We start from the raw sequence: 13,344 nt of genomic DNA on the forward strand, positions 1-13,344 counted from the left end.
GTCGTCAGTGCTACGACTTTATTCAGAGGCGGGTGCCGAGTCGCCCACGAAGCGTGAGGCCTGGGCCTGCATCATCCGCAGGATGTTGAGGAAGCCATTGGCGCGTGATGGGGTGAGGCTGGCCTGAAGGCCTGTTGCGGCGATAAAAGTAGGGTCGACAGCCATCACTTCGGCTGGAGTGAGGCCATCAAGGCCCTGAATCAGCAAGGCCAGCAACCCTTTGGTGATCAGGGCGTCAGAGGCGCCCTGCCAGTGCAGGACTCCATTGTTGAGGCTGGAGTCGATGAAGACCTGGGAGACGCAGCCCTGAACGCGACGGTCTTCGGTTTGCAACTCTTGCCCCATTGCAGGCAGCTTTTTGGCTAGCCAAAGCACGTATTCGTATCGCTTCCGTGCGTCTGACGTGCCGTTGAGTTTCTCCGCCAGTCGGTCGAGGGCGGCGCTGCCGTAGCTGCTACCGGCACTGGCGGATGGATCCATGGCGTGTCAGCCGATGCGTGAGCGTCGAACCCTACCGAGCAGGGTGGTGGTGCTGAAGAAGCCCACGCCTCCGAGCGCGCCAAGCAGAAGAAGGGAGGATGGCTCTGTCTGGCTGATCGCATCGATCTGCACCTGGCCATTGCGGATCGGTAGGGCCAGGTAGTCCCGGTGCCCAGGGCCGCCATCAACCTGCAGATCAACGGTCTGCAGGTCCGAGTTGTCTTGGTCGAGGGTCGGCAAGCTCAGCCGCAGCTGTCCGCTGGCATCGATGCGACCCAATTCCGCTCCGGCGCTGCCATCGGCCTTCATGACGCGCACTACTGCATCTTTCACTGGATCGCCGCTGGAGTAGGTGCTGCGCAACTCCAGGTTGCCGTTGAGATAGCGAAGGCTGCTTTCGATCGCATGGGCTTTGCCTTCAGCAGGCAGGCTCAGCGTCAGGGTGCAGGCCGTGGCGCCAATCATCAGGCTGCGTTTGAGGCTGAACATCGATCGCAGGCAAACAGCTGTTTCATCGTGCGGGCCATCACTCGGAATGGGAAGGGGGCGTCCCCGAATCCGTTGCTGCGGCCGACTGTTTTCGGCGGCGTCCCCTATGGCTCGCCTTGGCCCTTGGGTATGGCTCTTCCTGAGCAGTTGAAGCCTCTGGTGACGTCAGCTGGTGACGTCAGCCCCAGCACGCGACAGCCTCATTCAGCCCAGTCCTCAGCTGTTGTTGGCGAGGCTGGCTTGCTCTCTCCACTGCACTCCACTGCACTCCACTGCACTCCACTCCACTCCACTCCCCTTTCGCTCACCCAGCCATCAAAGGGCAGGTCCCAGGCTGATCTGGGCAGGTCGACAGGGCTGATGCAGGCCTCGGCCACCACCACCATGGCCTTCACGCTCTTCCAGTGTGGGTCGGCACGCAGGCGGTCGTAGTAGCCGCCGCCGTAGCCAAGCCGGACCCCTTTCAGATCCACAGCCAGGGCTGGCACGAGAAGGATCTGGATCTCTTGCGGCATCAGCAGCCTTCCGGTTTGTGGAGCGGGGATTCCGCTGCTGTCAGGAGAGAGTGGGCCGCCATCCCAGGGGCGATAGGTCAGTCCGCCTGCTCCATCACTGCAGGGCAGGGCCAGGGGCCAGGGCTTCAGCGCTGTTGGTAAGGAGCGGAGGTCGGTTTCGCCTGGAAGCGGCCAGTAAATGCCGATGTGGCCGCCGCCCCGGATCAGAGTCGTTCTGGCGATCATGTCCGCCAGCATGCGCTCCACTGCTGCTTGGATCAAGCGGTCATCGCGTTGTCGACGCTTGGTGCGGAAATGGCGGCGTAGCCGCTGTTTGGCTTCTTGGCCGTTGTCATTTTGGTTGTTGTCATTCGAGGACTGATTCATGGCAGCAGCCCCCAGCGCCCCATCAGGGGGAGATGAAAGTGGAGTTCAGTGTCCCCCTCCGGCCATAGCGTCTCCAGCTCATTCCGCAGGGAGGTCATGAGGGCAGGCGCCTGGTCGGCGCTACGCAGCGCCGACCAAGTGCTGATAAAGCCCAACAGTTGATCCATGGACCACTGCAGTTCGATGCGCAGTTGCGAGGGGATCGGCTTGCTGGATCCAGGGAAGGGCAGATCGCTGTAGCGCTGATCCACGTGAGCGCGTTCGGGTGGCCACCACTGATTCAGGCGTTGGTGGTAAAGCTGATCAAGCCAGGTTTGCAGCCCAGGAGGGGCTCCCTGGAGAGGGTCATAACCCACCCAGACCAGTAATCCACCAGGTCGAAGCACCCGATGCACCTCCAGGTTGAATTGGGGAACCTTCAGCCAGTGGATGGCCGCAGCCACCACCACAGCGTCAAGGCTCGCGTCCTTGAGCCCGCTCTGCTCCGCCGGGGCCACGCTGTAGTGAATGCGTGGATGGGCAGGGGCTGCGGCAATTTGGGCGGGACTGAGGTCAGTGGCTTCCACACGGTCAAACCATTGGGCCAGTCCCAGGGAGGCCTGGCCGCTGCCGCAGGCGACATCCCAGCAGCAGTGATGGTGAGGGGTTTGAGCGGCCAGCCAGTGGAACAGCTGGTCTGGATAGCGCGGTCGGCAGTGTTGATATGAGGTGGCCACTGCATCGAACCAACCGTGGTCAGGGCCGCTGCTCATCGCAGGCACCAGGGGATGAGGGCTGGAGTGAAGACCATCCATCCTTGCCTCTGATGGTGCTGCTCGCCGATCTCTCGATACGGAAATCCGTCAGGAGTAGACACGCTTCCCTTCACGGGCGTGATCCTATGGCTGCTCCCCTCTGCGCAAGATCTAGAGATCGCGACATGCTCGTCTGTCGTCGCTTTTCTTTCGGCACGGGTGCGTTTGGGTCCCACCGCTTGAACTGCAATCTTTGCCTGACGACTTCGCGTTTGCATTCACCGCCCGGTGCGGAATCGGCCGCTGATTGATGACGTCAAAAGCTGGGTAATTGTGATCATCAGTGTCGCTGTTCGGCTTGGGTGGTGATCATTCGTAGCCAGCTTCTGGAGGGGCGCAAGCTGGTGAGCACTCTGATGGGGTCGTGTCTCGCTTGGCATGAAGAGTCTGAGACGGCTCGCAAACAGGAATTGATCACCTGTCTGAAGCCCTATGTCACTTCATGGCACCGTGTCTGATTGGACGCCATCGTGGGTAGAGGGGGAATTGAGACATGTTCAAAAAGCTCAAGGAGCGTTTCTGGAGCAAGTCACGGCAGCCAGGACCTGGCGCGGACTCTGTCGATGCTCATGCAGGAACCGCCCAGCCCGATGCAAGGCCTCAGAAGACTGCAGAGAATGTGATTACGGTGGACGGACGCCGCTATGACGCCGCAGACATCTCTGAGGATCTCTCCCAAATGATCACAGATCTGATGAAGGCTGACCGCGCTCTCCGTCGCCATAGCGACAAGGTACAGATCTTGCGGCTTGGTCGGCGGCAAATGGAGCAGCAGCTTCGGCAAGGTCTTTCCAGTTTGTAGGCATTAAGCCTCCTCGGGCCCTGTCTCCACATCAGATTGTCAAGTCTTGCTGTTGCACAGAAAGGATCCCGATCTGCCGATCGATGTGACCTTTTGGTTCGCACTGAATGTGTTTTCTGCTCGCAACGTGTGTTGGTTGGACTTATGGCAAGTCGTCATTGGCCTTGGCCGGTTCATGGGCTTGGATTGCAAGTGCAGTGGTGACTAAAGCCAGACCAAGCAAGAATTCCATGGGGTTTGCAATCGTGAATGCCTGCTGATCTTGTGTTGCTCTTTGAATGGGTGCGGTGCAATTGATATCTCTCGCGAAAGGGTATATAAAAATGCGCTTTCTTTCGTTGGTGAGCCGATATTTCTGCCTTTGTAAATGATTTGCCTATGAATCGCTCTCTTTATGGTTGGAATGACTGGGTGCTCTTGGCCGATAGAACCGACAAGTCCATGCCTGATCTTCTGCAGAACTCAAGTCGGCCTTGGTTCAAAGCTTCCAGGACCGGGATGCCTATCTCTGGAACCAGCCGGTGAGGGCCACCGCCAGTGCATCGGCGGCGTCATCGGGTCGTGGTGGCGTGTCGAGGTTGAGTTCGCGCATCACGGCATCCAGCACTTCATCCTTGTCGGCATGCCCATGGCCCGTGAGGGCCTGCTTGATCTGCATTGGGGGAAATTCCACGATCGGTAGACCGAAGCGGGTGAGCGTCATGATCACCACACCCCGCGCCTGTACCACAGCAATGGTGTTGCTCGAACGGTAAAAAAAGAACTTTTCAACGGACGCGATCTCCGGCTTCCAGAGGCGGATCAACTGACGCAGATCACGGGCGATCTCCACCATCCGTTCGCCCTCACTGCGACCGGCATCGGTGCGAATGATGCCGCAGTCCACCATCCGCTGGCTATCTGCCCCTCTGCCTGCGCTTGGATCCACATCGATGACGCCATAGCCCACTCGGGCCAGACCTGGATCGATGCCGAGGATGCGCATGCTCTCTTGGCTCAGGCCACCAGAGCGAGTTCGAATTCAGCTCGGTCGCTGCTCTCGCTGCGTTCAAACACCTTGCAGAACACTTTGACCACGCGGTCACCAGAGTCCACCTGCTCGAGAGGGTCCTTGCGCAGGCGGTGTCGGAGGCAGCAGGAGGCGACACGGGCGACGTCCTCTTCGCTGACTTCGGTGCGCCCTTCGAATGCAGCCAGGGCACGAGCGGCGCGGTTGGTGACGATGTCACCCCGCAAACCATCTACGTCGAGTTCACCGCACACGGCCGAGATCCGCAGCCGTAGGTCGTCATCGATGCGCACCTGATCAAGGCGTTGCTGAGCTTCCACAACCCTTTGTTGCAGGGCCTTTTGGTTCGACTCCACGCTGGTACTGAAGCCGTCGGGGTCGGCGTCGAAGGCGGTGCGTTGATCCACCACTTGCACCCGTAGTTCGGGCTCGCGCACGGTGCGCACTTCCACGCTCATCCCGAAGCGGTCCAGCAATTGGGGCCGTAGCTCGCCTTCTTCCGGGTTTCCCGAGCCGATCAAGACAAAGCGGGCTGGGTGCCTGACGGACACGCCTTCGCGTTCAACGGTATTCCAGCCAGAAGCGGCAGAGTCCAGTAGGACGTCGACGAGGTGATCGTCTAGCAGATTCACCTCGTCGACGTAGAGAAGGCCTCGATTGGCCTTGGCCAATAGCCCGGGCTCGAAGGCGCGCACGCCTTCGCTCAGAGCTTTCTCAATATCAATCGTGCCGCAGAGTCGGTCTTCTGTGGCACCCAGTGGGAGGTCGACCATCGGTACCTGGCGTTGTTCGCTCCCAAGGCTTTCGCCCCGATCCAAACGCTCACGTACCTCGCTGCTCTGGAGGTCGGGATCGGAGGGGGAGCTGTTGTAAGGGTCGCCTGCAACGACCTCGATCCCTGGCAGCAGATCAGCCAAGGCACGGATTGTGGTTGATTTCCCGGTGCCTCGATCACCCATGATCATCACTCCGCCGATGCGGGGGTCGATCACGTTGAGTAGTAGGGCCAGCTTCATCTCCTCCTGGCCGATGACGGCGGTGAAGGGGAAAACCCTGCGCTTCCGGGGTGCACTCACGGGCTGACACTCACAGTTGCTGTGGATTGTTTCACAGGCAGGACGGACAACACCTGCGGTGGTGTGGCATCGGCTGGATAAATGAGGCGAACCTGCACCCGACGGCTGGCGCCTGGGGCCAGGGTGACGCGGCCTAAAACTGGACCTTCCATGCCCTGGCGCAGAACGAGGTGATACAGGCGTCGTCCGCTGGGGCGGCCTTCGCTCCCGTCCAATCCCCGCACTTCGACTGGGCCACGGAACATCACTGAACTCTTTGCGGGACTCTGAAAGCGCAAACTGCCAGATTTGCTGCCGCTCTTGATCGGAGATTCGAGGGCGATGGCGACGCTGCGCGTCTCTCGGCCTGGGTTGTGCAGCGGCAGGAGAATGTCGTACTCGACGCCGTAGTTGCCATGGGCCGCCCAGGCAGTACCGGGGCTGAAGGCCTGCAGCTCTGCGGTCTGTACCTGGCCAGTGCCGAGCTCCCCACGCTCCAGGCTGCTGATTGGCCACGAGATTGGCGCCTGAGGCAGCGACAGAGTGCTAGTGCCTGGGTCGGTGATGGTGGCGGCCCAGCGGCTGCCCACCTGGATGCCGCTGACGCGCGAATAAATCATTTTGCCTCGGCTTCCTCGTGGCGTCGGCTTGTGCTCTTTTGGGCTGAGCCGCCCTGAGCGCAGTAGCTCCTGCCAACGGGTCAGCGTTGGTGCAGCGTCGTTGTTGCCCTGGGCGGCCAAGGTTGCCAGATACACAGGCCCTGAGCTGCGCAGTCGCAGTTGCAGATTGCGGCCATTGAGCAAGGGGTCAAGGCCGGCCACCGGAATGGGGAGCACCATCAGGCTGCTGGGGGCTCCAGGCTCCAGCGTCCAGACCTTCGGGAGTTCAGGTGCGCTGGATCCCCGCAACAGGTCACCGGCGACGCGGCTACCCGGTCCTGCTGCGATCGGCTCGCTGGTCTCGCTCATCAGTGCAGGCAGGGGTAAGAAAGGCGCCGCCGTTTGACCGGGGGCGGTGGCCTGGGAGAGCGAGGTGCTTCCACCCACCAACTCCAGAGTCACCGGATCATCACCCACAGGCTGGGCCAGCACTGCCAGCCAGAGCGTGGAGTCGAGGTGTTCAGGGGTGCCTGCGTAGACGTGATGGCTGAACAGATCGAAGCGTCCGTCGAGAGGCTGATTCAGCCCGGGCTTATCGGGAAAGGTGGAGAGCAGGATCCCGTCGTCAGTGATCAGTTCCGGGTTGTTGTCGTTGACCACCAACACCTGATCGAGTCCCCCTGGTAGAGCCAGCACCTTCTGCTGCCTCTGAATGGTTCGCACCTCAGCTGATGGCTCGAGCTTGTCAGTCGCGCCTGCACCTATGACGTCTGTTTCGACGCAGCACAAGCCGAGGGCGGCCAGGGTGAGAGCCATCGTTCCCCGAAACGTTCGGCGGCGATCTGTGGTCATGCGCGTGCTGCCATTCGCCACTGTTCTAGGGAGACGGTGCAGCAGTGGCAGGTTGGACCGGTGCGCGAAGGGGCACTGGCTTTGGTTTGAGCACCGGGGCCATCGCTGCCGCCATGTTGCGGATCAGTTCGGTGGAACGGGGGTCGTTGAAGGGTCCCTGCACCATGAATGCTGCAACGGCTCGGCTGCCATCGGGTAGTTCGATCAAGCCCGCATCGGCGTAGGCGATGCCGATGTCGCCTGTTTTGTTGTACACCCTGTAGCCCTTGATCATCAGGCTGTCATCGGGGCGGCCCTGTTCGCCGCCTAGTCCTTTGAGCAGACCACCTGGAAGCAAACGATTGGTCACTGAGGTTCCCATCACCTCCCGGAACAGGTCTCGGCTGCGGGTGCTGAGGGCTTTCCCGGTGTCCACGAGGGCAATCGCACGGGCCAGGTCTCGGGCGCTGGAGGTGTTGGTGCCCTGGAGGTCAGGCAGCCAGTTGTTCACCTCTGTAGCGCTGAGGCCTAGTGCATTGAAACGGGTATTGATTACCTTTTTGCCACCCGCTCGTTCGATCAACAGGTTGGTGGCGGTGTTGTCGCTGATCCGGATCATCTCAGTGGCCACTTCATGGGTGGGGAAGCGCGTTCCAAGAGGTTTGGTGGCCATCCAACCGGCGCCTCCGCCCACAACCGGTTTGGTGAGCGTGAGCGGTTCGTTCCAGCGCAGGCTGCCGCTGTCGAGCAGCTCAAGGGTGGTGAGCAGGATGGGTGTCTTGATCGAGCTGGCAGCAGGCAATGCCGTGTCGGGATTGAGCTCGGCGTAGCGCCCGTCATCGAGCACGAGCATGAAGGCACTGACCTTGAGGTCGTTCTGTTGCGCTGCCAGCTGACGCCAGCGCCCGCTGAGGGTGGTGACTTCCTTTTTGGTCTCGAACCGTCCGAGCTGAGTACCCCAGGCTTGGGTCGGATGCTGTTGGTTCTTCACTGCGCTCGGTGTGAGCTTGGTTGTGATGCTGTCGCGTTCGGGAAGCTTCAACCAGGCGGGCAGGTTGATCTGACCTTGTTCGATCTGGGGCGCCAGCATCTTCAGAGCGGAGCCAGTGATCACCCCGAGGCCGATGCCCATCAGCATCAACCGCAGCATGAGCCGCACCGGCTTGCCCCACCCGGGTTGATTGCGCTTGGAACGACTGCTGCTCACCCGAGATCGATGGAGGGCTGCCAGAGATTAGGGGCGGTGTTGCCGAACCGCCCAGCGGAGTTGGCGCACCATGCCGCGAAGTAGGGCCACTTCATCGGCTCGGATCAGGCCGCGCAGCAGCAACCCTCTGAGTTTGGCCATGCGGGCTCGTGCGGTGTGCTCGAGCAGAAAGCCCACCTCCAGCAGCAGCTCTTGGGCATCGTCCAAGCAGGCTTCCAGCTGCTTAGGGCCAGACGGTTCATTCGGCTCGGCAGGGGTTGGCGGAGGATTGGCCATGGATGCCGGCACCGCCTCGGCTTCGATCGTCTGCTTCGCCGCTGCAACCCGAAGTCGGGTGATCTCGTGAAGCACGACTGCCACGGCGTGAGAGAGGTTGAGCGATGGATAGTCGCCACTGCTGTGGAGCGTGATGACTCGCTGGCTGAGCAGTAGCTCGGCATTGGTGAGGCCATGGTCCTCCCGGCCGAACACCAGAGCAAGTGGTTGTTTGGATCCTGGCTTGATCGCCCACGGCAGCACGGCGTCAGGAGGGCCGAGAGGAATGGTGCCGTGATCCAGTCGGCCTGCTGTGGCCACTACTCGGCTGCAGTCGCCCACGGCCTCCAGCAATGTGGAATAGACGCGGGCTGCCTCCAGCACAGGGCGGCCATGGACCGCCATTCGTCGTGCATCGGCATCGTTCGGGTCGCATCGTGGTGCCACGAGGCGCAGATCATCAACGTCGAAATTGGCGCAGAGTCGGGCCACGCTGCCCACGTTCAGAGGACCAGCCGGTTCCACCAGCACCACACACAGCGATCCCCTCAAGCTCATTCAGGGGTCGTGAAGGTTTTGAGATGGGCCAGCAGATCGGCCATGTCTTGCGGTTCGATCTCGAAGCGGGGCATCGGCGGTGTCTGACCACTCACCACCTGCTGGATGATTTGAGGATCGTTCAGGCGTGATTCCAGCCCGTTGAGGCTGGGCCCCACTAACCCCTGGCCGGCAATGCCATGGCAACCGGCGCAGTTGATGCGAAAGAGCAGGCCACCATGCTCGGCATCACCCGAAAGCGAGCGAGTCGCAATCACATAGGGATCACGGCCGGCACTGCGCATCAGCCAGAGCAGCAGCACGATGCATGTCAGCGCCGCCAGCGTGACCAGTCCAGCAATTAAGCCCCGACGTCGCGGCGGCGTTGCTGCAGCAGTTGATGACGGGGAAGTCACGATCGCGTCCAAGCCATGAAACAATTGTGGGCAAGTTTTCCATTGGGCGCGACATGATCGAACCCCTGCTCTGCGGCATCGTTCTGGGTCTGATCCCCGTCACCTTGTTGGGACTGTTTGTTGCGGCTTGGAATCAGTATCGCCGGGGCAGTGCTCTAGGGGGCTGAGAAACATCACAGAACTGTTGCCGTAATGGCGTTGATCCACTTCCCGCCACCCTTTCGGAGTGGCGGGTTTTTTTGTCTTGGTGTGTTCGCAGAGCACGACGGCGTCTGGTCGCAACCACTGCCCGCTGATCAGAGCGTCCAGTCCTGCCCCATAGAGCCCTGAGCTGTAGGGAGGATCGAAGTACACCAGATCAAAGCCAGGATCGTCGTCAGGGCGTCCTCGCTTCAGCCAGGTGACCAGGTCGCGCTGCACAACCACGACCTGCACAGGGTCGGGTTGGCCGGAGGCGGTGGCTAGCAAATTGCTGCGGCAGATGGCTGCAGAGGCTCCATGGGCCTCAATTGCAACCACCCGTTGCGCCCCGCGTTGGAGTGCTTCACAGCCCATCACACCGCTGCCGCTGCAGAGGTCTAACCAGTGGGCACCGTCGAGACGCGGCCCCAGGATATTGATCACCGCCTCACGCACTCGGGCTGTGGTTGGGCGAGTCTCTCCTCCCTTTGGACTGCGCAGTTTTCGTCCGCCGGTGAGCCGAAGCTGACCCTGGCCGCCGCTGCTCACTGGGGAAGAGGTGCGCCCTGATCCAGCCAGCTCAACCACCGCTTCAGTAGCCGCTGGCCGGCTTCACCGGATTTTTCTGGGTGGAACTGGCAGGCCCCAAGCCGTCTCTCCCAGACGATGGCCGTGGCCTTGCCCGCGCCAAATGGGGCGGTCGCGGCCAAGGCGGCGGTGTCGGCGGGATGGGCGGCGTAGGAATGCACGAAATACATCCACTCCTGATCGTCTTGGACGCCTAGTAGCGGCGAGGTCTGGCAAGACTGGAGTCGTGCCCAGCCCATATGCGGGATACGTTCGCCCTGGTCAGCAGGCAGGCGCTCTACCCGTCCAGGCAGCATGCCAAGCCCAGCTCGGCTTCCCTCGTCACTCGCGTCGAATAGAAGCTGCAGACCCAGACAGATGCCGAGCAGTGGCCGCTCATCCTCGTGCCATTGGCGCAGGTCTGGCACCAGCCCTGTGGCCTCAAGTCGTTCCATCGCTGGGTCGAAGGATCCAACCCCAGGCAAGATCAGGGCGCTGCAACCGTCGAGGTCTGCCGCATGATGCACGGCTTTCAGTGACAAGCCAAAACGGCGAAAGGCAACCCGCACCGAGTGCAGATTGCCCATCCCGTAATCAATCAGACCGATCGTCAAGTTGACGAGTGCAATCAGAGGTACTTGGAGATCGTGCCAGAGAGAGTGGCCTTTGGAACGGCTCCAACCACCGTGTCAACTTTCTGGCCGCCTTTGAACACCATCAAGGTTGGAATGCTGCGGATGCCGTACTGGCTTGCAACGTTTGGGTTTTCGTCGGTGTTCAGCTTGAAGACCTTGATCTTGCCCTCGAACTCCTTGGAGATCTCATCAACGATCGGGGCAACCATGCGGCAGGGGCCACACCAGGGTGCCCAGAAGTCCACGAGCACAGGCACGTCGCTTTGGAGCACGTCCTGCTCGAAGGAGGCGTCTGTAACAGCAGCTGCGCTGGACATTCTCTTGACCTTGGTATGTGCGGAAATTTAGCAATGGTTTTAAGGAAAACCCGGGTTTCACGCCCCTTTAGGGAGGAACTGTGATCAACCCCTGAAGACAAAAAGCCCGAACGCGTCGGGCCGGAGGGTGTGAGGAGTGTGTGGGCCGGAGCCCGCACGCCTGAAGATTAACGCTTGTCTCAGGCGTCTCAACCATCTTCGTTGCTTTGCAGTGGTCGGGGTTCTTACTTGCCCATGCCCAGCTGTTGGGCTTTTTGATAAACCTTGCCTTCCGTGAGGAGCGATGGGGCGACGACCACTTCGACTTGCTGCATCTCTTTAATGGTTCGGGCTCCGAGGGTGCCCATGGATGTTTTCAGGCAGCCGAGAAGGTTGTGGGTGCCATCGTCGAGCTTGGCGGGGCCACGCAAGATCCGCTCGAGGCTGCCTGTGCTGCCAACATTGATGCGGGTGCCGCGGGGAAGCACGGGGCTGGGTGTGGCCATCCCCCAGTGGAAGCCTCGACCAGGAGCTTCTTCGGCGCGGGCGATTGGGGAGCCGATCATCACGGCGTCAGCACCACAGGCGAGGCACTTGCAAATATCACCACCGGTCACGATTCCGCCATCGGCAACGATCGGTACGTAGCGGCCACTTTCGCGTTCGTAGTCGTTTCGAGCTTCGGCGCAGTCCGCAACGGCTGTGGCCTGAGGGATGCCGACGCCAAGCACGCCGCGAGAGGTACAGGCTGCCCCTGGGCCAATGCCCACCATCACACCTGCGGCTCCGGCGCGCATCAGCTGCAGGGCGACGTCATAGGTGACGCAGTTGCCAATCACAACGGGGACACCCATGTCACGGCACAGGGCCTCGAGATCCAGAGTCTCTTGGCCTTCCGGGCCGATGTGATTCGTGGAGACGACCGTCGCTTGCACGAAAAAGAGATCGGCACCTGCTTCGGCAATGGCCTTGCCGAAGCGCATGGCGGCCACGGGAGTCCCGCTCACCGCGGAGATGCCACCCTGAGCCTTGATCTGTTGAATCCGCTTGCGGATTAGGTCTTCCTGTACTGGCTGGCTGTAGATCTCCTGCATCAGTGGAACGAATGCGTCCTTGGCCACCGCGGCGATCTTGTCGAGTACCGCATTGGGGTCCTCGTAGCGGGTCTGGACCCCCTCAAGATTCAGCACACCCAGGGCGCCGAGCTGAGAGAGCTTCACGGCCATGTCCACATCGACTACGCCGTCCATGGCACTGGCAATGATCGGAATCTCACGTTGAATTCCGCCCAGGCTCCAGTGGGTGTCAGTCACCTCCGGGTCAACGGTGCGGCCGCCTGGCACCAGGGCTATCTCGTCGATGCCATAGGCCCGACGGACAACTTTGGAACGACCAAGCTGAATGTTCACCGCAAGCGAATGAAAGATCAGGTCAAGCTACCAAGCGGCCTTGGCTTGATTGGCCGCTTGGCTTGATTGAGATCTTGCCAGGGAGATGCTTCAGTTTTTGCTGCCGGTGAAGGAGTTCCAGCGTTCGCGCAGGCTCTGGAGCACGTCGCGGCGTTCGTCGCTTCTGACCAGTCGTGTCACGGAGAATTGGATCATCCAGCAAATTCCCACCAGCTCGAAAAGGCGGGGAGCAAGGGGGATGGTGTCAATCGCGCTGAGGAGTCCGGAATAGACCTTGATCAGCAGTACAACGGCGATCAGGATGGCCACAATCCGCAGCGGCTGGCGCAGTTGATTGAGCTGCTCGCCGAGATCGTTGCCTTCCCACCAGGACGTCAGCTTGGCGGTGAGCAGTTTCCATTCGCCACCGGTGCTGGCGTCGTCATCGCTGCCACTGCCGGCAGGGATGGAAATCCGTTCGGCGATTACGGCGTCGTCGCTCGGTGTTGATGCTGGAGGCGTGGTCGGAACTGAGGGAGGGGGCGTTGTCCCCGCGGTGGTTGACGTCTCAGCCGAATCCTTCTGGCTCGGGGAGGTTGGTGGCTGTGCGCTTGTGGAGGAGCTGGAACTGAAGGGGGCAGGAGTTGTTGGCATGCCTGTCCCTGTCACTGCCGAGAACGAGGGAGTGGACGGTGTTGAAGGGGAGGGTTTGGTTTGTGGATTGGTCGCGTCGTTGGCTGCTGCGTAATCGCTCGCTGCGCCATCGCTTGCTGCGGCCTCGGAGCTTGTGTCGCCAGCAGAAGTGGTGTCTCCGGAGGGAGAAGAAGGGGTGCTCGAAGAGGAGGTTGAGATATTGATTTCAGAGCTCATCGCGGGTCTCACGCGTTGTAGGCAGGCAATTTAAGGGCGGTCGACGGAAAATG

At 61.0% G+C, this 13,344-nt stretch carries 16 protein-coding genes and 1 pseudogene; 2 read left to right on the top strand and 15 right to left on the bottom strand.

What is annotated here, in order from left to right:
• Positions 1-18: 18 nt before the first annotated feature.
• The 4 genes from DXY10_RS12930 to DXY10_RS12945 all read right to left on the bottom strand — a co-directional run bounded on the left by DXY10_RS12930 (position 19) and on the right by DXY10_RS12945 (position 2,602).
• The gene (locus DXY10_RS12930) at positions 19-480 is read right to left on the bottom strand and encodes a SufE family protein (RefSeq protein ID WP_115019861.1); all 462 of its coding nucleotides are present in this window, start codon (positions 478-480) and stop codon (positions 19-21) included.
• Positions 481-486: 6 nt separating this feature from the next.
• Positions 487-969, bottom strand: a complete 483-nt coding sequence (locus DXY10_RS12935; RefSeq protein ID WP_244282311.1) for a hypothetical protein — start codon at positions 967-969, stop codon at positions 487-489.
• A 200-nt stretch (positions 970-1,169) separates the two neighbouring features.
• Positions 1,170-1,850, bottom strand: coding sequence for a 5-formyltetrahydrofolate cyclo-ligase (locus DXY10_RS12940; protein ID WP_115019862.1), 681 nt, complete (start codon positions 1,848-1,850; stop codon positions 1,170-1,172).
• Positions 1,847-2,602, bottom strand: a complete 756-nt coding sequence (locus tag DXY10_RS12945) for a class I SAM-dependent methyltransferase (RefSeq protein WP_115019917.1) — start codon at positions 2,600-2,602, stop codon at positions 1,847-1,849. The genes DXY10_RS12940 and DXY10_RS12945 overlap by 4 nt, the downstream gene beginning before the upstream one ends.
• A 535-nt stretch (positions 2,603-3,137) precedes the next feature.
• Here DXY10_RS12945 and DXY10_RS12950 point away from each other — a divergent pair.
• Complete coding sequence (locus tag DXY10_RS12950) at positions 3,138-3,446, top strand: DUF6447 family protein (protein WP_115019863.1); 309 nt, start codon at positions 3,138-3,140, stop codon at positions 3,444-3,446.
• A gap of 502 nt (positions 3,447-3,948) precedes the next feature.
• Here the strand turns inward: DXY10_RS12950 and ruvC are convergent.
• Genes ruvC through DXY10_RS12980 form a run of 6 tightly spaced genes read right to left on the bottom strand, consistent with a single transcriptional unit; the run spans position 3,949 to position 9,355 of the window.
• The gene (gene ruvC / locus DXY10_RS12955; protein ID WP_115019864.1) at positions 3,949-4,431 is read right to left on the bottom strand and encodes a crossover junction endodeoxyribonuclease RuvC; all 483 of its coding nucleotides are present in this window, start codon (positions 4,429-4,431) and stop codon (positions 3,949-3,951) included.
• Positions 4,432-4,442: 11 nt separating this feature from the next.
• Complete coding sequence (gene bchI / locus DXY10_RS12960) at positions 4,443-5,531, bottom strand: magnesium chelatase ATPase subunit I (protein ID WP_115019865.1); 1,089 nt, start codon at positions 5,529-5,531, stop codon at positions 4,443-4,445.
• Positions 5,528-6,961 carry a DUF3370 domain-containing protein gene (locus DXY10_RS12965; RefSeq protein ID WP_244282312.1) on the bottom strand — a complete coding sequence of 478 codons (1,434 nt, stop codon included), beginning with the start codon at positions 6,959-6,961 and terminating at the stop codon, positions 5,528-5,530. Before DXY10_RS12965 ends, bchI begins: the two co-directional genes overlap by 4 nt.
• Before the next feature lie 25 nt (positions 6,962-6,986).
• Positions 6,987-8,147: a serine hydrolase gene (locus DXY10_RS12970; RefSeq protein WP_115019866.1), complete on the bottom strand. Its 1,161-nt coding sequence runs from the start codon at positions 8,145-8,147 to the stop codon at positions 6,987-6,989.
• A gap of 27 nt (positions 8,148-8,174) precedes the next feature.
• A complete protein-coding gene (locus DXY10_RS12975; RefSeq protein WP_115019867.1) occupies positions 8,175-8,960 on the bottom strand; it encodes an RNA methyltransferase in 786 nt (261 codons plus the stop codon).
• The gene (locus DXY10_RS12980; protein WP_115019919.1) at positions 8,957-9,355 is read right to left on the bottom strand and encodes a cytochrome c; all 399 of its coding nucleotides are present in this window, start codon (positions 9,353-9,355) and stop codon (positions 8,957-8,959) included. Before DXY10_RS12980 ends, DXY10_RS12975 begins: the two co-directional genes overlap by 4 nt.
• Positions 9,356-9,408: 53 nt before the next feature.
• Between DXY10_RS12980 and petG the strand changes: the two genes are divergently transcribed.
• Positions 9,409-9,522 (top strand): cytochrome b6-f complex subunit V, encoded by a 114-nt coding sequence (gene petG, locus DXY10_RS14945; RefSeq protein ID WP_006041770.1) that lies wholly within the window; start codon positions 9,409-9,411, stop codon positions 9,520-9,522.
• A gap of 10 nt (positions 9,523-9,532) precedes the next feature.
• On the opposite strand, the pseudogene rsmD reads toward petG, so the two are convergent.
• From rsmD to DXY10_RS13010, 5 genes and pseudogenes are all read right to left on the bottom strand, one after another.
• Positions 9,533-10,123, bottom strand: a pseudogene (gene rsmD, locus DXY10_RS12990) (16S rRNA (guanine(966)-N(2))-methyltransferase RsmD); the annotation flags it as partial.
• On the bottom strand, positions 10,081-10,689 hold the full coding sequence (gene hisH / locus DXY10_RS12995; RefSeq protein ID WP_170955860.1) for an imidazole glycerol phosphate synthase subunit HisH: 609 nt from the start codon (positions 10,687-10,689) through the stop codon (positions 10,081-10,083). The pseudogene rsmD and the gene hisH, both read right to left, overlap by 43 nt.
• A gap of 41 nt (positions 10,690-10,730) precedes the next feature.
• Entirely contained in the window at positions 10,731-11,054 is a 324-nt protein-coding gene (gene trxA / locus DXY10_RS13000) for a thioredoxin (RefSeq protein WP_007098263.1), read from the bottom strand.
• Between the two features lie 224 nt (positions 11,055-11,278).
• On the bottom strand, positions 11,279-12,442 hold the full coding sequence (locus DXY10_RS13005; RefSeq protein ID WP_115019870.1) for a GuaB3 family IMP dehydrogenase-related protein: 1,164 nt from the start codon (positions 12,440-12,442) through the stop codon (positions 11,279-11,281).
• Between the two features lie 90 nt (positions 12,443-12,532).
• The gene (locus tag DXY10_RS13010; protein WP_115019871.1) at positions 12,533-13,291 is read right to left on the bottom strand and encodes a CAAD domain-containing protein; all 759 of its coding nucleotides are present in this window, start codon (positions 13,289-13,291) and stop codon (positions 12,533-12,535) included.
• Positions 13,292-13,344 lie beyond the last annotated feature (53 nt).

The organism is Synechococcus sp. UW140 (assembly GCF_900474295.1).
GTDB lineage: Bacteria > Cyanobacteriota > Cyanobacteriia > PCC-6307 > Cyanobiaceae > Synechococcus_C.

Bases quoted from the DNA above. Each gene is read 5' to 3' on its own strand.
- petG (WP_006041770.1), top strand. From the start codon at position 9,409: ATGATCGAACCCCTGCTCTGCGGCATCGTTCTGGGTCTGATCCCCGTC.
- DXY10_RS12935 (WP_244282311.1), bottom strand. From the start codon at position 969: ATGTTCAGCCTCAAACGCAGCCTGATGATTGGCGCCACGGCCTGCACC.
- trxA (WP_007098263.1), bottom strand. From the start codon at position 11,054: ATGTCCAGCGCAGCTGCTGTTACAGACGCCTCCTTCGAGCAGGACGTG.
- DXY10_RS12945 (WP_115019917.1), bottom strand. From the start codon at position 2,602: ATGAGCAGCGGCCCTGACCACGGTTGGTTCGATGCAGTGGCCACCTCA.
- hisH (WP_170955860.1), bottom strand. From the start codon at position 10,689: ATGGGCAATCTGCACTCGGTGCGGGTTGCCTTTCGCCGTTTTGGCTTG.
- DXY10_RS12965 (WP_244282312.1), bottom strand. From the start codon at position 6,961: ATGACCACAGATCGCCGCCGAACGTTTCGGGGAACGATGGCTCTCACC.
- DXY10_RS13010 (WP_115019871.1), bottom strand. From the start codon at position 13,291: ATGAGCTCTGAAATCAATATCTCAACCTCCTCTTCGAGCACCCCTTCT.
- DXY10_RS12930 (WP_115019861.1), bottom strand. From the start codon at position 480: ATGGATCCATCCGCCAGTGCCGGTAGCAGCTACGGCAGCGCCGCCCTC.
- DXY10_RS12975 (WP_115019867.1), bottom strand. From the start codon at position 8,960: ATGAGCTTGAGGGGATCGCTGTGTGTGGTGCTGGTGGAACCGGCTGGT.
- DXY10_RS12950 (WP_115019863.1), top strand. From the start codon at position 3,138: ATGTTCAAAAAGCTCAAGGAGCGTTTCTGGAGCAAGTCACGGCAGCCA.
- ruvC (WP_115019864.1), bottom strand. From the start codon at position 4,431: ATGCGCATCCTCGGCATCGATCCAGGTCTGGCCCGAGTGGGCTATGGC.
- DXY10_RS12940 (WP_115019862.1), bottom strand. From the start codon at position 1,850: ATGAATCAGTCCTCGAATGACAACAACCAAAATGACAACGGCCAAGAA.